Origin of the sequence: Cyanobacterium aponinum PCC 10605 (assembly GCF_000317675.1) — a bacterium.
GTDB lineage: Bacteria > Cyanobacteriota > Cyanobacteriia > Cyanobacteriales > Cyanobacteriaceae > PCC-10605.
Genome location: NC_019776.1, coordinates 1,373,697 through 1,394,342, shown reverse-complemented (window position 1 = coordinate 1,394,342; position 20,646 = coordinate 1,373,697). Strand labels below are relative to the sequence as shown.

Annotated in this window: 14 protein-coding genes; 9 read left to right on the top strand and 5 right to left on the bottom strand. The window is 33.8% G+C overall.

The genetic code is table 11. The features are described 5' to 3' along the window. The first annotated feature begins 197 nt into the window (after positions 1 to 197). From rpmH to CYAN10605_RS05705, 9 genes are all read left to right on the top strand, one after another. The gene (gene rpmH / locus CYAN10605_RS18105) at positions 198 to 335 is read left to right on the top strand and encodes a 50S ribosomal protein L34 (RefSeq protein ID WP_015218994.1); all 138 of its coding nucleotides are present in this window, start codon (positions 198 to 200) and stop codon (positions 333 to 335) included. Between the two features lie 79 nt (positions 336 to 414). Next, positions 415 to 774, top strand: coding sequence for a ribonuclease P protein component (gene rnpA, locus CYAN10605_RS05740; RefSeq protein WP_015218993.1), 360 nt, complete (start codon positions 415 to 417; stop codon positions 772 to 774). Beyond that, positions 764 to 1,156 (top strand): PH domain-containing protein, encoded by a 393-nt coding sequence (locus CYAN10605_RS05735; RefSeq protein ID WP_015218992.1) that lies wholly within the window; start codon positions 764 to 766, stop codon positions 1,154 to 1,156. Before rnpA ends, CYAN10605_RS05735 begins: the two co-directional genes overlap by 11 nt. 276 nt (positions 1,157 to 1,432) lie before the next feature. After that, complete coding sequence (gene yidC, locus CYAN10605_RS05730) at positions 1,433 to 2,578, top strand: membrane protein insertase YidC (protein ID WP_015218991.1); 1,146 nt, start codon at positions 1,433 to 1,435, stop codon at positions 2,576 to 2,578. Positions 2,579 to 2,606: 28 nt separating this feature from the next. Further along, entirely contained in the window at positions 2,607 to 3,095 is a 489-nt protein-coding gene (locus CYAN10605_RS05725) for a Jag family protein (RefSeq protein WP_015218990.1), read from the top strand. 210 nt (positions 3,096 to 3,305) lie between these two features. Then, on the top strand, positions 3,306 to 3,806 hold the full coding sequence (locus CYAN10605_RS05720; RefSeq protein ID WP_015218989.1) for a YceD family protein: 501 nt from the start codon (positions 3,306 to 3,308) through the stop codon (positions 3,804 to 3,806). 98 nt (positions 3,807 to 3,904) lie between these two features. Next, entirely contained in the window at positions 3,905 to 9,175 is a 5,271-nt protein-coding gene (locus CYAN10605_RS05715) for a translocation/assembly module TamB domain-containing protein (RefSeq protein WP_015218988.1), read from the top strand. 143 nt (positions 9,176 to 9,318) lie between these two features. After that, positions 9,319 to 9,828, top strand: a complete 510-nt coding sequence (locus tag CYAN10605_RS17775; protein WP_015218987.1) for a transcriptional regulator — start codon at positions 9,319 to 9,321, stop codon at positions 9,826 to 9,828. A gap of 199 nt (positions 9,829 to 10,027) precedes the next feature. Further along, entirely contained in the window at positions 10,028 to 11,017 is a 990-nt protein-coding gene (locus tag CYAN10605_RS05705; protein ID WP_015218986.1) for an NAD-dependent epimerase, read from the top strand. Between the two features lie 140 nt (positions 11,018 to 11,157). Here CYAN10605_RS05705 and cydB read toward each other — a convergent pair whose 3' ends face one another. From cydB to CYAN10605_RS05680, 5 genes are all read right to left on the bottom strand, one after another. Then, positions 11,158 to 12,159, bottom strand: coding sequence for a cytochrome d ubiquinol oxidase subunit II (gene cydB / locus CYAN10605_RS05700; RefSeq protein WP_015218985.1), 1,002 nt, complete (start codon positions 12,157 to 12,159; stop codon positions 11,158 to 11,160). A gap of 286 nt (positions 12,160 to 12,445) precedes the next feature. Next, complete coding sequence (locus CYAN10605_RS05695) at positions 12,446 to 13,876, bottom strand: cytochrome ubiquinol oxidase subunit I (protein WP_015218984.1); 1,431 nt, start codon at positions 13,874 to 13,876, stop codon at positions 12,446 to 12,448. Positions 13,877 to 14,028: 152 nt separating this feature from the next. Continuing rightward, positions 14,029 to 14,898 (bottom strand): ACP S-malonyltransferase, encoded by an 870-nt coding sequence (gene fabD / locus CYAN10605_RS05690; RefSeq protein WP_015218983.1) that lies wholly within the window; start codon positions 14,896 to 14,898, stop codon positions 14,029 to 14,031. Positions 14,899 to 15,041: 143 nt separating this feature from the next. Then, the gene (argF, locus tag CYAN10605_RS05685) at positions 15,042 to 15,965 is read right to left on the bottom strand and encodes an ornithine carbamoyltransferase (RefSeq protein ID WP_015218982.1); all 924 of its coding nucleotides are present in this window, start codon (positions 15,963 to 15,965) and stop codon (positions 15,042 to 15,044) included. Positions 15,966 to 16,389: 424 nt separating this feature from the next. Then, positions 16,390 to 20,562, bottom strand: coding sequence for a response regulator (locus CYAN10605_RS05680; RefSeq protein ID WP_015218981.1), 4,173 nt, complete (start codon positions 20,560 to 20,562; stop codon positions 16,390 to 16,392). Positions 20,563 to 20,646 lie beyond the last annotated feature (84 nt).

The following is a 20,646-nucleotide window of genomic DNA, read 5'->3' as shown; positions in this document are numbered from 1 at the left end:
CACACTTATTCATGTTTTAAGTTAAGGGAGGTTTCAGGTTTCAGGAAATAATAAAAATGATTGAACTAAAAAGTTATCGAGATTTGACATTTTGAACTAAAATTGTATTAAAGTGCAAATCTGGACGGGGTTAACCAGTGTGACTTATAATAGTAAACGCTGTTTTTTATAATAAATAAGCTAAATATTTAAAAACTATGAGTAAATATACACTAAATGGTACTAGACGTAAGCAGAAAAGAACCTCTGGTTTCCGCGCCCGTATGAGAACCAAAAATGGTAGAAAAGTAATTCAAGCTCGTCGTAATAAGGGTAGAAAAAGATTAGCAGTATAAAATTACTGTTAAATAAGGAAGCTAAGTTTAGCATTTTAAGTTTGATATTACTAATCATTAAATTTACTGTGAAATATAGGTGGGACTACCATCAAAGCATCGACTGAAACGGCGTTTAAATTTCCAATCTGTTTATCAACAGGGTATTCGCCGCTCTAGTCGTTATTTTATTGTCCGAGGGTTACGGGTGGATGAGTCTGTTTCTGTTTATACCCAAATCGGAATTAGTGTTAGCCGTAAAGTGAGTAAGAAGGCGGTGGTTCGTAATCAAATCAAAAGGCATATTCGAGTTGCTTTTCGCTCTTTGTTGCCAAAGATTTCATCCCCTTGGTTTATTGTGATTGTGGTAAAACCTGAAGTTAAAGAATGCAATTATGAACATTTTTTGAGAGAATTAGAGAAGTTGTTAATTAAGGCGAATATAATCAATGGGTATTAGAGAAGACGTATTTTATGAAGGAGGTCCTCATGTGGGGGATCTAATTATCAATATTCTATTGGCATTTACTGTTATTTGCTTACCTTTAACGGTGGGAGCGATCGTACGTTCTATTTGGTTGCGCTATCGTATTACTGATCGTCGTATCTCTGTTACTGGTGGTTGGATGGGACGCGATCGCACCGATATTATTTATTCGGAAATTGTCCGAGTGGTAAAAGTGCCTCGTGGTTTAGGTTTTTGGGGTGACATTGTGGTTACTTTAAAAGATAAAAGTCGTTTGGAAATGCGAGCATTACCTCGTTTTCGGGAAATTTATGACTACATAGCCGAAAAAGCGGCAGATAAAACTGGTAAACCCATAGATGCGATCGCAAAATAAGATTCATTGACCATTACTTTTTCTTTGGATTAATGATATAGAGCTTTGCATCTTTAGCCATTAGATTAGTTATCAGCAATTTTTACTTATCATTTACATTCTGGGACATTCTGGAAAAAAATAGATCCAAAGTGATGTCGTCAATAACTTAAAATAGACTATGTTTTTCCTAAAACACATTCAATAATTAACTATTATTTTAAAGCGTTAGAGTATTTGTTAATAATTGCTGACAATCAAATTAAATAAAGTAAAAGTAGAAAAAACGAGATCAAAATGGATTTTGGTATAGGTTTTATATCCACAAACATCATGTTGCCAATCCTTGACTTCTTCTATGGGATTGTGCCTAGTTATGGATTCGGAATTATTGCCCTAACATTAGTCGTTAGGTTTGCGGTTTATCCTCTGAGTGCAGGACAAATTCGCAATATGAGAAAAATGCGTATCACTCAGCCTTTGATGAAAGAAAGACAGGCAGAGATTCAGAAAAAATATAAAGATAATCCCCAAAAACAACAAGAAGAAATGGGGAAATTAATGCAGGAATTAGGCAATCCTCTAGCGGGGTGTTTACCCTTGCTGTTACAAATGCCCATCCTATTCGCTTTGTTTGCTACCCTCAGAGGTTCACCATTTGCGGATATTAACTATACCGTTGATGTGCAAATCTTTCCCCAAGAACAAATCGAGCGTATTCAACCTCAACCCTTTGCCACAAAAGCTCAAAACGTGTTCATCAATGACGGGGTACATAATCGTATTTCTGCCATTCTACCGGCTGGAAACAAGTTAGTGGTAGGGGAAAAAGAACAAATTGAATTGCAAACCACAGAAGGCAAATCATTACAATCTATCGTTAGCGAATATCCAGACAGTCATTTACAACCCCGTTGGGAAGTTACCAAAGGGCAAGAAAGAGTCATGGTGACTGAAGATGGTGAGATTCAAGCCCTTTCCACTGGAGATGCAACCATTCAAATAACTATCCCCGGTATTGCCGCCGATAAAGGGTTTTTGTTTATTAAAGCCCTCGGACGTGTAGGAGTTGTCGGCGATGATGGTACGATTAACTGGGATATTCTCGGAATGGTTATCTTTTTCGGTTTCAGTATTTATCTTAACCAAGAATTATCTGGTGGCGGACAAAATACTGGCGGAAATGAACAGCAACAAACGGTGAATAAAATTACACCGGTTATTTTCTCTGGGATGTTTTTATTTTTCCCCCTTCCTGCAGGGGTTTTAATGTATATCGTTATTGCTAACGTTTTCCAAACGATTCAAACTTTAATTCTCATGAGAGAACCTTTGCCAGAGAACTTGCAAAAAATTGTGGCAGAAAGAGAAAAAGCCAATAAAACCAGAGATAATCTTCCTTTTGAGAAAAAAAATCTGAAAAAGAAAGAAAAAACTTCTTAGTAGTGTAGTAGGAATTAATTGATAAATTATGGATGAACAAATCCAAAGGGGTAAAAAATGGTTAGAAACATTACTAACTTTAATGGGTGTTCCTGCCAGTGTTACCATTGGTAGAGTTGAACAAGAAGAAAGAGCAATTTCCTGTTGGCTAACCATTGATGAAACTAAATTAACTCCCACCGTCATTGAAAATTTGATTGGAAAAAAAGGTGAAACCATTGATGCTTTACAGTATTTAGCTAATGTCTTGTTAAATATAGGAGTATTAGATGGGGAAGAACGTTTTTTCACAGTGGAGTTAAATGGTTATCGTATTCGCCGTCAAGCTGAACTAATGGCGATCGCACAAAAGGCCGCCGATAGAGTTCGTATTACGGGAATGCCAGAGGAAATACGCTATTTATCATCGGTAGAAAGAAGACAAGTCCATAGCTTTTTGGAAAAATCAGGAGATTTAGCCACAGAAAGCGAAGGAAATGAACCCGATCGCCGTTTGATCGTAAAATTAAGACGATAGATAAGATTAGGTGTCAGGGATAGGGGGATAAGGGGATGGGGGATGAGGGGATGGGGGGAAGTAGGGGCTAATGGCTATTCGCCCGTACAGGTGTTCGGAGTTTTTAATTCTTAATTCTTAATTTTTCCTTTGCCCCTTGCCCCTTGCCTCTTGCCTCTTGCCTTTTGCCTTTTGCCTTTTACCCTTTTGAAATCTATTCATTATTCACTGATGGAAACTATTTATATTCCACAACTGCTGAAAATGCCTGAGCAAACCATGGAAATCAAGTTGTGCGATCGCATCTCAGGCTTAACCACTCTTACCCCCGTAAAAGGAATATTTCAAGTACGTCATGGGGGCAACTTCTTAGACTTACAATTACAAGCAGATACTATCCTTACATTAACGTGCGATCGATGTTTACAAACATTTAATTATCGTTTAGAAGTCGATACCTCAGAAATTATTTATCTTAAATATGAAGCCGAATTAAATCAATATTATCCCCCCGAAAGAGAAATTACAGGGGAAGATTTATGGGAAAGTTTACCCCCCGATGGAGAATTAATTATCGAAGAATGGATTTATCAACAACTATCTTTAGCCATTCCCTTACGCAGTTTATGTAGTAATGATTGTCAACCCCCCGGCAAAACATCCACAGATAACAATAAAAACGATAAACGTTGGTCAGCTTTAGCTAATCTGAAATCATTGATGGATAACTAGAAAAAAATTAATTATTTGAAGGGACGATCATTTAATTCTTAACTTAGAATAATTAGGATAAGCTAGAGACAAAAACATGACCATTATCCGCAAAAGAGATGATTGACTCCTCCGACTATTCCCTATCAGACTCTAAGAAAAATAAAGTAACCGCAGAAGCCACTCAGAATCAAAAAAACCTTTGGCGCTGGTTTACCTACCTAACTTTATTATCTGTAGGAGGAGGATTAAGCTACGGATGGTATTTCACCACAGAAAAACTAAATCCCTTACTAGAAAAATCTATTAGTAATTACCTTTCTCGTCCCGTTGAACTAGGTAAAATAAATACGATTTCCTTTAATCATTTAACCATCGGGAAAACAATTATCCCCTCTACTGCCACGGAAAATGATTCTGCCATCGTAGAAGAAATTATAGTCCATTTCAACCCCCTAAAACTACTATCAAAAAGAATAGACTTAGACATCACTCTTAATCAAGGAGAAATTTACCTACAACAAGATAAAAATAATAGTTGGTTAAGACTAAATATTAGTAACCAAAAAAGTAGCTTACCTTGGGGATTAAGTATCAATGTTAATGATATACAACTAAATAGTGGTAACTTATTCGTCAAAAATAATCTCAACCCAGAAAAATACTCTCAATTAAATATCAACCTAGCCAATTTCATCTTTGAAGAAAATAAAAATTTATTCAATGTAGAAGGAAATGTTGTTGCAGGGGGAAATGTCAACCTAACTGGATGGAGAATTCCCTCAGATAACCAATGGGTGTTAAATATTAACGCCGAAAATATCTTGACAGATACCTTCAATCAACTCAATTTAGTTAGATTACCCTTACAAATAAACTCAGGTAAACTACAGAGCAATCTTACCCTTGAATTTCAAAATGAAACCCTTGATAGTATTGAAGGTAAAATTAACGTTAACCAAGTAGATGTTTCTTTTTCACAATTACCTTATCCCTTAGTTAACAGCAATGGAGATATAAACCTATCAACAGATGGAGAAATTAAACTAGATAACATTACAACTAATTTAGGCTTAATTCCCACTCAAGTTACAGGCATTATCGATAAAAATAGAAACTTAAATATTAATGCCAATATTACTAATTCTTTAACTGTTGACGATGTGGCTTCCTCTTTGAAGTTAACCCCATTTAATTTAGAAACAGAGGGAAAAATTAAAGGAAATGTTAGCTTAACAGGTAATGTCTATAATCCGATAGTTAAAGTAAAAATTGCCAATGCAGATGAAGAAATTAAAGTTGCCAAAATTCCTCTTGATAAAATAACCGCTAATTTAGCTATTGTTGACTCTCAGTTAAATATAGAAGATGTCACCATATTGCCGAAAATAGGAGGTGAAATAAAAGGTAGCGGTTTTATCAACTTACAAAAAGCTAACAGCAAATTTAGTATTGATTGGCAAGGAAAAGAAATTGATGGTGAAAAACTTCTCAATCTTTATCAAAAAACATTACCAATTTCTCTGGGGAAAATTTCAGGTAATTATAATTTTTCTGGAGATTGGCGAGAATTTTCTAATTTTCAATTAATAGGTGCTTCTAATATAACGTTGCCTCAAGGAGAAGCAAGGGTTAAAAACCTACAACTCAACTCTGATTCATGGTTAGCCAATATAGAAATTTCCCAAGGAAGTTTACGGGATTTATCCTTCATTAACTGTGAAAAATTAAAATGTCAAGATTCTATACTTCAGGGGAATTTTAATTTAAGTGGTAATACTCAAAACCTAAACCAAGAAAACTTAAAGCTAGAAGGGGATTTTTCTTTTAACCTAGGAGAAAATCAGATTGTATTAGAAAATACCTATCTCAAGAATAATAACTGGCAAACCACCTTGGAGGTTAATAATTTTCCCCTTACTCAACTTTTATCTTTATCGAATAATCCAGAAAATCAATTTCTCAATGTGCCTGGAATTGATAAAGGTAATATAACAGCAGGTTTAATTGTTAAGGGAGATTTAGATAATCAAGAAAATATAAATATTGAAGGGCAAGGGGATATATTTTTACCTCAAGGAAAAATTAAAGTTAATCAAATCAAAGTTGCAGAAAATAATTTTGTTGCCAACACCTTTACAGAGGGTTTTTCCCTTTCCCAACTTAATAATAGTTGGGATGGGCAAGTCAAAGGAGATTTAACGGTAAAAGGGAATGTGAATTCTATTACCCCAGATAAAATAAGTGTTGATGGTAATTTATCTTTTGCTCAGGGAATTAGCTTAATTTCTCAACCAGTGACAGTATCTTTTGGCTGGAATGGAGAATATTTACAAGTTAATCAGGCAGTTAGTGACAATTTTCAAGCAAGGGGAATAATTAATTTAGATACCAAAACTCAAACCATAAAAGATTTTGATTTGGATGTGACTACTCAACAAATGAGTTTGTCAAAACTATCTTTACCTGCTTCTTTGAGTTTACTTAATTATCAGGGTAATGTTGATTTTCAAGGTAAATTAATTGGGAATCTTTCCCAACCTCAGTTAAAAGGAGATGTTACCCTTAACAAATTTGAGGTAGCCAGTTTAAACTTTTCTCCTCTCCGAGGTGAATTATCTTTTTCTCCACAGCAGGGATTGGATTTAACTTTAAATGATAGTAACAGTGAAGATAAATTAGCCGTAACCCTAGACAGTCAATTAAAACCCCAAGAAATCTATCTGCAAAAAGACACCACACAATTAAGAGGTTTAAGGGAGTCAGAAAATTTCGTTATTGATATGAGTGAGATACCTTTAGGTAAGGTGACAAAATCTTGGAAAAATTATCTACCGACAGAAATCAAAGAAGTAGGGGGTATTCTTTCTGGGGAGGTAAGTTTCAATCTAAATAACTATAGTGTTAGTGCATCAAAAATAACCATTACAAAACCCCGTTTAAATCATTTTCACGGGGATATTCTCACCAGTGAAGTCATTATTAAAAATGATGTGATTGAATTTCTCAATGGTAATTTACACCATCAGGAAAACGAGTATAAGTTTACGGGAAAATTAGTTTCTTTGACTAATAGTCCACAATTAAGATTAGGTATAGAAATTGAAGATGGAGATATTCAAAATCTTCTTACCAGTTGGGAATTTTTTGAGTTTGCTGATATATCAAAAGGCTTTCAGCCAAGGGAATACGCCTCTGCAAAAGATTTATATTCTGCGAATAGTAATAGTAATAACCGATATTCGGCTGAAAATGATACTATTTCGGTTGTTTCTGATAAATCTGCTTCTCCATCTTCAGAGAGTAATTTATCTGCTAATCCCCCGCTTTTTGCCATTAATTCAGAGGAAGATTCTCTTTTAGAGACAATAGACACTTTGAAAAAAGTTGAGAATAATTTGAAGTTAAAAAGGGAGAAAATTTTAGATAAAAACTTACCTTCTTTAGAGGAATTAACAGGTAAATTTAATGGTGTTATAAACTTAGGTTTTTTATCTCAGGATGGTGTTAAAGCTGATTTTGATTTTCGTGGGGATAGTTGGCAATGGGGGGATTACGAAGGCAATTTTTTACAGGTTACGGGTAGTTATCATAATAATTTACTTACATTTCTCCCCGTGATCATTAAAAGCGATGAAACAATTTTATCTTTAACTGGGACTTTTCAACCTGAAAGAATATCTGGAGAGGTGACTTTATCTAATTTTCCTCTTTCTCAAATAGCTGATATAGCTAATTTACCTGATACTTTAAATATACAAGGAAATGTCAATAGTGCGATCGCAATTAGTGGTAGTGAAAAAAATCCTCTGGCAAAAGGAAATATTGAGGCTATTGATGTACAAATAAATAATAAAAATATTGATCAAACTAACGCTAGTTTCGGCTTAAGAAATTCTCGCATTGATTTTTTAGCTAGTAGTAATTTAACTAATAATAATGAATCATTAAAACTAATAGGAAGCCTTCCTTTTCAAATTTTTCCTAATTCCTCAAAACCTAATAATAATGATTTTAAACTTGATATAAACTTAAATAAAGATGGTTTTACTTTGCTCGATATAGTCACTAATAATCAGTTAAAATGGTTAGAAGGAGACGGCAATATTGATTTGAATATAAGAGGAAAATATAATCAAGAAAAAAACTCTATTAAAGAAGTTAATACAGAAGGCATCATAACATTAAACAATGGGGTTGTCCAAGGAAAAGCTATTGATAATCAAACGATTTCAAATATTAATGGTCAAGTTTTATTTGATTTTAGCCAATTAAACATTCCTAATTTAGTGGGAGAATTTAGTGGAGGAAGCATCAGCTTGAATGGTAGTTTACCTCTGATTGACCCTCAATTGAATAATCAATTGTTGAGTTTAAATGTTAGTGATTTAAGTTTAAATATTGATGAGTTATACAGAGGAAATGCTTCTGCTGAGTTAAATATATCTGGAAGTTTTATTCGCCCTAATTTGGGAGGAGAAATTAATTTATATGATGGACAGATTGAGTTAAGCAAAAATCAATCAGAGAACATAATCACTGAGCAAGGTTTAATTAATAACATTAATATCAGCGATTTATATATTAATTTACAAGATAATATTATTATTGAACAACCTCCCATTTTAAATTTAAGAGCTAAAGGACAACTAAACTTAAAAGGCAAATTAAATAATTTATCCCCCCAAGGAATAATAAAATTAACTGACGGTAATATAAACTTATTTACAAGTCAATTAAGTCTTGCCAATAACTATAATAATACAGCGAAATTTACTCCTGAAAATGGTTTTAATCCTTATCTTGATTTACAGTTGGAAAGTTCAGTAACCGAGACAAGTCGCTATCAATTTGCAGATACATCTAATAGTAATGAGATTAGGGATTTAACTAATTTTTCTATCGATACAGTTCAAACAATTAAAATTAAAGCAGGAATAAAAGGATGGAGTGATAATTTAGAAAATAATATAGTATTAAGTAGTAGTCCTCAAAGAAATGAAGCAGAAATTATCGCCCTTTTAGGAGGAGGTTTTTTCAATAATTTAACCGAAGCAAATGGTAATCTTGATTTAGTTAATTTAGCTAGTGCGGCATTTTTAGGTGGTGTACAAGGAGAAATTCAAAAAGCATTTGGTTTTGATGAATTAAGATTATTTCCTACTCAAATATTAAACCCGGAAAACCGCATTTCTACTCTTGGCTTAGGGGCGGAATTAGCTTTAGATTTGACTGATGATTTGTCTATTTCTATTATGAAAATATTAACTAATGAACAATCTCCTAGATATAGTATTCGTTATCGTCTTAACGAACAAACTATTTTTAGAGGTTCAAGTGATTTTGAACAAGATACAAGAGGAGTTTTAGAGTTTGAACATCGTTTTTAATATTATCAAGAGAATTATTGTTAACTGAAAAAATACACAAAGTTTGCTTCATATTTTGTAGTTTTGTGGGAGGCAACATAATAATATGAAGTATAATGTAATAGTTGGTAGGGAAAACTGTTTTAAATAAACTTGGAGTAGTTATGAAAGATAGTAACAACTTAGAACAAATAAGAAATAAAGCTAATAAAAATCGTTGGATAGCTGGAGTTTTAACGTTTTTTGTTGCTCCGGTAGGTTATTTTTATACCCTTCGTTATAAAGCTGCTTTAATTTCATTTATTGTTTATATAATTTTGGTAGGGGCATCGGAAGAAAATGAAACAATGGAAACATTATTAGGATTTTTTGCTATCAGTGTGACAGTAGAAAATGTTATTTCAATAAACAAGGCAAAAAACAAATTTAAAGAATTAGAAGGAAATACAAATCAGCTCACTAATTACCCTTCTTCTTTTTCTGGAAATAGCCCAGATATAATTATTTTAAAAGCTATAAATAACAGAGGAGAAATGACTGTTTCAGAAATTGTTATCGCCACGGAATTGAGTCCTCAAATTGTCAAAAAAACTCTTTTAGATTTAGAAAATGAGCATTTAATTTACGGTTATAATAGAGAGAGTGATGGTGCTGTTGTTTATAAAAATATCTAATAACAATGAACTTTTATCGTTTATTTAATATCCCACTAACATACAAATGAAAAATATATAAGTTATTAATTTTTGTCAATTCTAAATCAATATTTTTTCAATTACCCACACATAATTTATTTCATTGCTACCGAAATTTTAAATAGATTTTAAGTTGAATTCAGCTATTATTGAAAGGTTAATAAATTTAATTAATATTATGGAAACAATTTTAATTACAGGTAGTAGCGGTTTTATTGGCTTTCATCTAAGTCAGCGTTTATTGAATGATGGCTATTCAGTTATCGGTATTGATAATATGAATGACTATTATGACGTATCTTTAAAACAAGCTCGTTTAGAAATTTTAAAACAACATCATAATTTTCAGTTCTTTCTCTTGGATTTGGTCGATCGCATCTCTATAATGAACTTATTCAAGGAAAATAAAATTACCACTGTTGTCAATTTAGCCGCCCAAGCAGGAGTTAGATATTCTTTAGAAAATCCTCACGCTTATGTTGATAGTAACCTAATAGGCTTCGTTAACATCTTGGAAGCCTGTCGCCATCACAACATTCAACATCTAGTTTACGCTTCATCAAGTTCAGTTTATGGGGCAAATAAAAAAATTCCTTTTTCCACTCAAGATAATGTTGATAACCCTGTCAGCTTATACGCCGCCACGAAAAAAGCCAACGAGTTAATGGCACATACCTATAGTCATTTATACAACATACCCACAACAGGTTTAAGATTCTTTACGGTTTATGGTACTTATGGAAGACCAGATATGGCTTACTTTATTTTTACTAAAAATATTTTAGAAGGAAAAAAAATAAAAGTTTTTAACTATGGAGATATGCAAAGAGATTTTACTTATATCGATGACATTATTGAAGGAGTAGTTAGGGTTATGAAGCAAATTCCTACACCTCAAACAGATAATCCGAATAGTAAAGCACCTTATCGTCTGTATAACATTGGAAATAATAAACCCGTCAAACTCATTGATTTTATTACCACCATTGAAAAATCGTTAGGTGTCACCGCCGAGAAAGAATTTTTGCCAATTCAACCCGGAGATGTGCCTATAACTTATGCTGATGTTGATGACTTATATAAATCCGTTGGCTTTAAACCTTCTACTCCCATTGAAAAGGGTATTGATGAGTTTGTTAAATGGTATCGAGAATTTTATCAAAATTAAAAAAGGGCAAGGGGCAAGGGGCAAAGGAAAAATTAAGAATTAAAAATTAAAAATTAAATAACTCCTAACTCCTAACTCCTGCCACCTGAAACCTGAAACCTGAAACCTCTTTCCAAACTCAAACCTGATTACCATATCTTTTAATTACCTGTAATTTTGCCTCGAAAAACAAAGTAATTATAAACGTTATAAAACAGCATAATCGGAATTAAAAAACCGATAAAAGTCAACATAAAAACTAAAGAGCTAGGAGATGCTGCTGCATCAAAAATAGTTACACTTGGAGGGATTATGTAAGGAAATACAACTAAAGCTAATCCCACAAAAGTTAATAAGAAAATTAAAATTGTGTAAATAAATGGGGTAACTTCTCTTTTTTTAGCTAAACTCCTTAAAAGTAAAATCACCAGAATTACTCCTAAAATGGGAATGGCGCTAAATACATAAATAAAAGGTTTATCAAAGAGCCTATTTCTAGCAAAAATAGAGAATATAGGGGTTACAGTAGTAATTGCGATCGCACCGATAAGAGTAGTAATAGCGGCAATCTTAGCGGTTTTATAATGAGTTTCTTGAAGACTTCCCGTCGTTTTCATAATCAAATAACAAGAACCAATTAAAACATAACCCTGAATAAGAGTTAAAGCAACCACCACACTACGCCAGTTAAACCAATCCCAAGTCGAACCAATAAAATGTCCACTAGCATCCACATGAATACCCTCAATAACACCTGCAAGGGCGAAACCCTGCCCTAAAGTTGCCACAAAACTACCTATCCCAAAAGCCAAATTCCAGAATAACTTACGACGAGAATTTTCCCTAAATTCAAAAGAAACCGTACGCACCACTAACCCCAAAATCATAATCATAATCGGGATATAAAGAGCATTTAAAATGGTACTATAAGCGAGGGGAAACGAACCAAAAAGACTTCCCCCCATTAAGATTAACCATGTAGCATTGGCATCCCAGACATTACTTAAACTTGTCATTAAAACGCTACGCCTTTCTTCAGAAGAAGAGGTAAGAGAGAGAATCCCTACCCCTAAATCAAAACCATCCAACATCACATACATAAATAGAAATAAAGCAAGGATGGCAAACCATACCAATGGTAAAAGATAATTAAGTGATTCCATTTTTTTACTGTCTTAAGTGATTACAGATTTTTTACGATGTAGCTATAATAAGTGCGATCGCACCTTATAACTGAAGCTAATTAATAATTAGTAATTAGTAACAATGCACTTTAAGGGTGAGTTTCTCCCTAACACCCTAGGTAAGAGTCAAGAGGCAAAAGGCAAAAGGCAAAAGGCAAAAGTGTTTAATTAACTCCTAACTCGTTTCCCCTAATATCTCAATATCCCAACACCTGAAACCTGACACCTACCCTTACCCGATATTCTTAAACCAAACTGAGGTTAACTAAATAGGGCGACTATCAGGAATATGTTGAGCAGAATCTACTTCCACTGGTAAATCTTTATCATCTCCGGGTAGAGGTAAGTCAAATTTAGGTCCTTTAGCAATGATACGACTACCGAAATATAAAGCAGAAAAGAATAACACTGTATAGAGACAAATGAAAATAGTTAAAGAAGTTAAAACATCCCCGGCGGGTAAATTAGAAACCGCATCTGCCGTACGAATTTCACCATAAACAGTCCAAGGTTGTCTTCCTACGCAACGCACTATCCAACCAGACTCAACGGCTAAATACCCCAAAGGTGCGCACCACATCCAAGAAATCATTAACCATTTTTGTTGAATAATATTTTCCTCTGATAGTTTGCCTCTTAACCATTGAATGGCGCTCACAAGCATTACGCCTACTAAGACAAAGGCTATACCACTCATTAAACGGAATGAATAATAGATTAAACCCACCATGCGAGGACGATTTTCAGGAGTCCATTCTTTTAAACCTAACACAGGTTCACTCAAACGGGACTTAAACTCAAGAATGTAAGGAAAGGCATTGGGAATGGTAATTTCCCATTTATTATTCTCGGTTTTTTCATCGGGAAAAGCTAATAAACTCCAATCGGCTTTTTCCCCCGCAGGAATTGTTTCCCATTGTGCCTCCATTGCCGCTAATTTGGTAGGTTGATGATGATATACTTGTTCTGCACTTAAATGACCCACAAATATTTGTAAAGGTGTAATTGCGATCGCAACGGCTAATACTATTTTAAAAGATTTAGCAAAAAAAGCCTGATGACGCTTCTTGAGAATATACCATGCACTGATACCACCGATGACAAAAAGAGAAGTTTCAAGGGTAGCTAAAAACATATGAGATACACTCTTAAGCATAAAAGGATTAGCAATGGCCGCAAAATAATCTTTAACAATGAACTTGCCATCGACAAAATCACCCCCAGCAGGAGTTTGTAACCAAGAGTTAGCCGTTAAAATCCAGAAAGTAGATAGATTTGCACCAACTGCCACACAGATAGTAGCAATATAGTGAATTGTGGGGTTAACCCTTTGCCAACCAAATAGCATAATACCTAAAAATCCAGCTTCGAGCATAAATGCCATGGTTGCTTCAAAACCTAAAACACTACCGAAAAAATCTCCCACCGACTCAGAAAAAGGCGCCCAATTAGTGCCAAACTGAAACGCCATAGGCGATCCTGAAGCTACACCAATACCGAAGTTTAACACATATAACTTAGACCAAAAACGGGCATGATGGTAATAATCGGGGTTTTTCGTCTTTAACCATAAACCCTCGACAATCACTAAATAAATTGCCATACCTGTAGTTAAAACAGGCCATAACATATGAAAAATAGCAGTGAATGCAAATTGCATTCGAGAAAGAATGAGAGTGTCAGAAAGAAAATCCATAAAAAATAAAATTGTTGATTACATAGTTATATGGGATTATCTCTTTCATTCTATTGATGACTTCTCAACTTGGAAGATAATTAAAGAATAAATTAACAATAGGTCGAGTAAATAAAACCTTCAAACGTAGCACCCAATACCGTCAAACCCATTTAAAGATTTTCTAAGCCATTTATATTAACTAAACTTACATCTTTGACACTACGCTTAAATAAACCCGTTAACACCTTCCCCGGCCCAATTTCTATCACTTCTTGAACACCTAATGAGGGCATTTGTGCCATAATTTCACGCCATCGCACTCCCCCTGTCATTTGTTGTTTTAATCTTTCTTTAATTTCTTGTCCATCAATACTAGGATTGGGATCAACATTTGCTAAAACAGGTATTTGAGCGTCTTTAAACTCCGCTTCGTCTAAAACTTTGGCAAATTCTGCGGCGGCTATCGCCATTAAAGGAGAATGAAACGCCCCCGAAACTTTAAGAGGTACGGCCAATTTAGCTTTTACGGCTTCTACTACTTCATCAACGGCATTAGGTTCTCCAGAAATAACCACCTGACCATCGCTATTATCATTGGCTAAAACGACATTTTCTGTATTTTCTATGGTTTTCTCAAGGATTTCTCTGTTAAATTTCATTAAAGCTACCATTTTGCCTCCTTGGGCTTGATCCATAAACTGCGATCGCATCTTCACAAGATTTAAGCCTGTAGCAAAATCATACACATTGGCGGCATAAAGAGCCACATATTCCCCTAAACTATGTCCTGCGACAAAATCGGCATTTTTGCCTTTATCCTTCAATAAATCGACTAAAATTGCTTCTATGGTATATAAACACGGTTGGGTATAAAGAGTACGAGAAAGAGTTTCTTCATCTCCTTGACACCTCTGGATAATAGACCATCCCAATATTTCCTCTGCCTGTTTAAATTTATCCTGTGCCACTTCAATTAAATCCATCCCCATGCCTTGAGTTTGTGAACCCTGCCCGGGGAATACCCATGCTGTTTTAGTCATTTATGATACATTTTTCTAAAAGTTCCAAGTCGATATTATACTTTCAATCGTCGATAGTAAATAGATTTCAATTAGCAATTAATAATTAATTAAAACCTTCAAACTTGCAACCTGACACCCGAAACCTGACACCTGAAACCTCTTTAATCACTCAATCCCAACAAACAAGCCATTAATGCCTTTTGAGCGTGCATTCTATTTTCTGCCTCATCCCAAATGCGAGATTGATTACCCTCCATCACCTCTTCCGTAATTTCTTTCCCTCGGTAAGCAGGAAGACAATGTAAAACAATCGCCGACTTATCCGCAATACCTAATAATTCTTCATTAATTTGATAAGGCTGAAATATAGGCTCTCTAGTAGCGCTTTCTTCTTCTTGTCCCATACTAGCCCAGACATCAGTATATAAAACTTGAGTATTTTCCACTGCTTCTTTTGCATTATGAGTGATTACTACTTGCTCTGATTTTTTTGCCAAGGCTTGAGCCTGTTTAATAATGTCTTTATTGGGTTCATATCCTTCAGGAGTCGCAATTCTGACATTCATCCCCATCAAAACTCCCCCTAAAAGCAAAGAATGAGCAACATTATTTCCATCTCCTAAATAAGTCATTGTTATTCCTTCTAAACTACCAAAAGACTCCTCAATAGTTTGTAAATCCGCTAAAATTTGGCAGGGATGTTCTAAATCTGTCAGAGCATTAATAATAGGAATATCACTATAGTCAGCAAAAGTTTGTATATCTTCTTGAGCAAAAGTGCGAATGGCTAAAATATCCAAATAACGATCCAATACTCTCGCAGTATCTTGTAAAGGTTCTCCTCTACCCACTTGAGTGCGACTGGGATTTAAGTCAATAACATTACCCCCCAATTGATACATTGCCACACTAAAAGAAACCCTTGTGCGAGTGGATGCTTTATAAAATAATAGTCCTAAAGTTTTATTGGTTTGAAACTGTTTTTTTCCACTTTTTAAATCGGCGGCTAAATCTAAGATGGTTCTAATTTCTTGTTGATTTAAGTCAGCAATACTCAATAAATCTCTACCTTTTAAATTGACCATACTATATATTTTTATCTAAAAATGATTCCCATATCTTAACCCACTGTGTCAGAATCATAAATAGTGGAAAAGACATAATTTGCTCGATTTTGTTAGGATTTCCGCAAATAAGATGTTGGAGAAAAATGAGTAATGAATAATGAGTGTTCGGAGTTTTTAATTATTAAGGCTCTCTTACTACTCGTCGTGATAAATTGTTAGTTGGAAAGGGAAACCCCTCTGTATCTCCCCTCATCTCCTCATCATCCAAACACCTGCAACCTGCAACCTAACACCTAACCTTATCGGATATTCTTAAACCGAACTTAGGTTATTTATTATTAATTTGTCATAACTACTGTAGAAGAGCCATTCTTAATTCTTAACCTTTGCCCCTTGCCCTTTTTACTTTGCCCATTGTCCATCCTAAGCGACAATTTGATATTTAAGTCAGATTATTTAACTCTATTTTCATATATTTTTCTACCTCCTGATATTCTTTGACAATTGTCGGGATTAGTTGGGGTATTAACTCAAAATTTTCTTCTACCACCGACATTTCTAATTGCTTACATAATTGGGAAAAATGTTTTGCCCCTAAACTGGCACTACTAGATTTAAGACTATGGGCATTAATTTTGATTTGTTGGTAATTTTGATTTTCCAATCCATTCAGTAAGCCTTGAATCAAACTAGGACTTTCTTCTAAGTAAGTATGTACTAATTCAGCGAAGACTATGGGAAAATCATCTTCTCCTAACATTTCTTTTAGTTCATTAATTGCTTCTCTGTCTAGTTGCACCATATGATTTTGATCATTCTTTTTTGTTTCAATTTTAGGGTTAATTTCTGAATTAGGATAAGTTTTTCGTAAATTTTTCAGCTTTTCCATTAATTTTTCTACTCTCACGGGTTTAGATAAATAATCATCCATTCCTGCGGCTAGACAAATTTCTCGATCGCCCTCCATGGCATTAGCCGTCATTGCTATGATATAAGGGGGAATACCCTGAAAATTACTATTAGGAGAATTCCACAGGGTGCGAATCTGACGAGTAGCAGTCAAACCATCCATTTCTGGCATTTGCACGTCCATCAAGATTAAATCATAGGATTGACGATTCAAGGTTTCCATTACCTCCAAACCATTAGCCACCACATCTGCCCGATAACCTAGACGTTTGAGAATGTTAGTAATTACCTTTTGATTAACAATATTGTCCTCTGCTATAAGAATTTTTAATGGGGCAATACCAGCAATATCTTCAAAGGGAGAGGAAAAAGAAGAGGAAAATAAGCGGGGATAATTACGATTTTCTTGACAAACGTTAATAAAAATATCTTCTAACAGAGATTGTTTGATGGGTTTCGTGAGAGTTGCCGCCCAATCCACTTCTTGTAAAGACTTTTGTATCTCTGCACTACCGATGGAACTAAGTAAAATCAAGGGCAAATTCTGACAATGGGGCAGTAAGCGAATTTGTTTTGCTAAAGTTAAACCATCCATCCCCGGCATCTGCATATCTAACACCGCTAAATCAGGTTTTTGCTCATTTTTTAGGGCTAATAAAGCCTCTCTACCCGAAGCGGTAATAATGGTTTTCATGCCAAGATTGTGACACTGAATCATCAACACTTGACGATTAATTTCATTGTCATCAACAATTAAAATTACTTTATCCTGAAGAATATGGGAATAAGAGGGATTTTCTTGATTTACTAACCAACTAGATACTTTCGTATTGATGGTAAATGAAAATATAGATCCTAAATCACTTAATGAAGAATTGGGCTGATAACTTGAAGGAAAATCTCCGGCAATAACTCCTTTGCTTTCTACCCATATTTGTCCCCCCATCATTGTAACTAATCTATTACAAATAGCTAGTCCTAATCCAGTACCGCCATAATGTCGAGTAGTAGAAGCATCCACTTGGGAAAAAGGTTTAAATAATTTATTCATACGACTGCTAGGAATACCGATACCCGTATCTTTCACAGAAAAAATTAACTCGTATTCAAGGATATTTTCTTTAATGGATTGACGACTAACCCCTACAGAAACAACTATTTCTCCTTCGTTGGTAAACTTGACAGCATTATTTAATAAATTCACTAATATTTGTCTTAAACGAGTTACATCCCCCATGATGGTTTTAGGAATATCCGGGGCAATAAAATAAATTAACTCTATACCTTTATTAATTGCTTTTGGGGCTAATAAGTCTAGTGATTCTTCGATAACGTTGATAATGGATAGAGGTTGATATTCTAATTCCAATTTGCCTGATTCAATTTTGGAAAAATCTAAGATGTCATTGATAATAGTTAATAAACTATCGGCACTGGTGCGAATTATTTCTGCAAATTCTCTTTGCTCATTATTTAAAGGGGTGTCTAATAATAAACCAGTCATACCGATTACCGCATTCATAGGAGTGCGAATTTCATGACTCATAGTGGCTAAAAATTCACTTTTAGCTTGATTAGCTTTCTCAGCTTGTTCTTTTGCTAACTGTAACTCTTGCTCTGCCCTGATTTTATCACTTATATCTGTTATAGTTCCGACTAATCGATAAGCCTCTCCTTGTGCATCATTATCTCTTTTTCCTTTGGCTAAAACCCAAACATAATGCCCTTGTTTATGCCTTAAGCGATGGGTATTTTGATATAAGTTTGTTTCCTGATTCAAATAGGCGTGAATATCATGTAAATGTTTTTCTAAATCATCTTCATGAATGCGTTTGAGCCATGTTTCTAAGATTGGAGGTAGTGGTTCAGATTCATAACCAATTATACGCATCCAAGCGGGGGAATAATATACTTCATTAGTGTTTAAGTTCCAATCCCAAATACCGTCGTTTGTACCAGAAACGGCTAATTCATAACGTTCATCTTTTTCTCTAAGTAAAGATTCGATCGCCTTTTTTTCTTCTATTTTTGCTTCTAATTGTTGAGTTTTTATGGTTAATTCATTAGTTCTTTCTGTCACTTTTTTGGTCAAATTTTGTTCAGAATCTTTTAATTGAGCAAATTTTTCTTGTAAAGCACGAACCATTAACTTATAATTCTTTGTCAATATTTCTATTTCTGCAACATCTGTTTCCGGCCAAAAAATATCTTCATTGTTAAATATTTTATCGGGTAAATTTGTGGAAATTTTACCTAGTTTTTCTAATGGTTTAACTAATTTTTTACTAATACTGTCAGATATAAATAAGGCTATTATTGTAATAAAAAATAAAATTCCTAATGATTTTATGTATATTATGTTTAACCTTTCTATATAAGGAGTCGTGGATATTTTTACTAGTATTGTCCAAGGAGTTTCTTCGTTAATGGGGATTTCATAAATATAAAATGATTGACTCCATCTAGTCATTATAGGCATACCTGGATATATTGGTAGCCATTGAGAAAAACCATTTTCTAAATCGATAATTTCATAGTTACTTTCATTTATATTTTTAATATTTCCATTCCCAGTATTACTGGCAATTATTTTTTTATTTTCATCCAGAATTAAAATTTCAGAAATACTTTCTTTATTCATAAAAATTTCAGCAATGTCCTTATTTGTTATGGAAGAATATATAATTCCCTGAAATTGATTATCTTGATTGGTAAAAGGATAAACTAAAGAAACATGATTATTTAGAAAAACAAAGTCATAATGAATGTTAGTAAAATGAAAATTAGCTTGTTTTTGTGCTTTGATAAATTCTTCTGTGTTAGCTATGTTTGTTCCAATTAAGGGTTTTCCGTATTGATTTTTTATAGGGCTGGATGCAACGATATTTCCATTGCGATCGCTCACATATAATAAACCTATATCATCAATTATTGCTCTGGTATTATTGAGTTTTTCCGATAGCAAATTCAAGTCATTAAAAACAGATGAATTATTTGCTAAATTACTTACAGCTCTAACATGAATATTTTGCCAATAAATCAAATTATCTCGCCATTGATTGGCGGTAGTTTTTAAATCAGATATGATGATGCTCTCAATTTCATTAATGGAATTATAGCTATTAATAACAGAAATAATTAATGTCGGTATAAGAACAAAACTAACAAGTAAATTAAATAAATTTTGCCTGAAAAATAGATTATGATTTTTTTTGTTTATGTGGAAAAATTTGCTGGGTAAATAAATAGAATAACTATAAATAAGTGTGGCGATTAAAGCATTAAAAATTCCATTTATTGACTGTTTTAAAATAATTAAAATTGTTCCTGTCAAGGAAACATCAAGAATAAAACCATAAAAAAAAGCAATGAGAGGAATCCCAAGAAAAAGCCAATAAAGAATATTAATTAAGACCAAATTTCTATTATAACGACGATGGTAAAAATAATTAACGAAAATAGCCTCTATGGTAAAAATAACGATGGCGTAAGGGTGTCCCCATAAAAAATAGGTTTCAATACTACTAATAAAACCTGCAATAATTCCCTGCCGAAAACCATAAAAATAAGTAATTATCCAAACAAAAATGCTGCCAAAAATAAAATCCACCCCAAAAAACAAAGGCAATTTGAAATAATTACCTAAATAAGCCAATATCACAAGAAATATAAGGGCTATGTCAATAGTTTTTAGCTTTTTAAGCATGGTTTTATTAAAAGAGATTTAAAAGAATAAAATTAGGTAGCTAGTATCATTATTGAGTTTTTTAGTATGTCATTAAAATTCAAA

What these genes read in the sequence shown, in the direction of transcription:
- rpmH (WP_015218994.1), top strand. Translation starts at nt 198, where the DNA reads ATGAGTAAATATACACTAAATGGTACTAGACGTAAGCAGAAAAGAACC.
- CYAN10605_RS05715 (WP_015218988.1), top strand. Translation starts at nt 3,905, where the DNA reads ATGATTGACTCCTCCGACTATTCCCTATCAGACTCTAAGAAAAATAAA.
- CYAN10605_RS05680 (WP_015218981.1), bottom strand. Translation starts at nt 20,562, where the DNA reads ATGCTTAAAAAGCTAAAAACTATTGACATAGCCCTTATATTTCTTGTG.
- yidC (WP_015218991.1), top strand. Translation starts at nt 1,433, where the DNA reads ATGGATTTTGGTATAGGTTTTATATCCACAAACATCATGTTGCCAATC.
- CYAN10605_RS05720 (WP_015218989.1), top strand. Translation starts at nt 3,306, where the DNA reads ATGGAAACTATTTATATTCCACAACTGCTGAAAATGCCTGAGCAAACC.
- CYAN10605_RS05725 (WP_015218990.1), top strand. Translation starts at nt 2,607, where the DNA reads ATGGATGAACAAATCCAAAGGGGTAAAAAATGGTTAGAAACATTACTA.
- CYAN10605_RS05735 (WP_015218992.1), top strand. Translation starts at nt 764, where the DNA reads ATGGGTATTAGAGAAGACGTATTTTATGAAGGAGGTCCTCATGTGGGG.
- argF (WP_015218982.1), bottom strand. Translation starts at nt 15,965, where the DNA reads ATGGTCAATTTAAAAGGTAGAGATTTATTGAGTATTGCTGACTTAAAT.
- CYAN10605_RS05705 (WP_015218986.1), top strand. Translation starts at nt 10,028, where the DNA reads ATGGAAACAATTTTAATTACAGGTAGTAGCGGTTTTATTGGCTTTCAT.
- cydB (WP_015218985.1), bottom strand. Translation starts at nt 12,159, where the DNA reads ATGGAATCACTTAATTATCTTTTACCATTGGTATGGTTTGCCATCCTT.
- CYAN10605_RS17775 (WP_015218987.1), top strand. Translation starts at nt 9,319, where the DNA reads ATGAAAGATAGTAACAACTTAGAACAAATAAGAAATAAAGCTAATAAA.
- fabD (WP_015218983.1), bottom strand. Translation starts at nt 14,898, where the DNA reads ATGACTAAAACAGCATGGGTATTCCCCGGGCAGGGTTCACAAACTCAA.
- CYAN10605_RS05695 (WP_015218984.1), bottom strand. Translation starts at nt 13,876, where the DNA reads ATGGATTTTCTTTCTGACACTCTCATTCTTTCTCGAATGCAATTTGCA.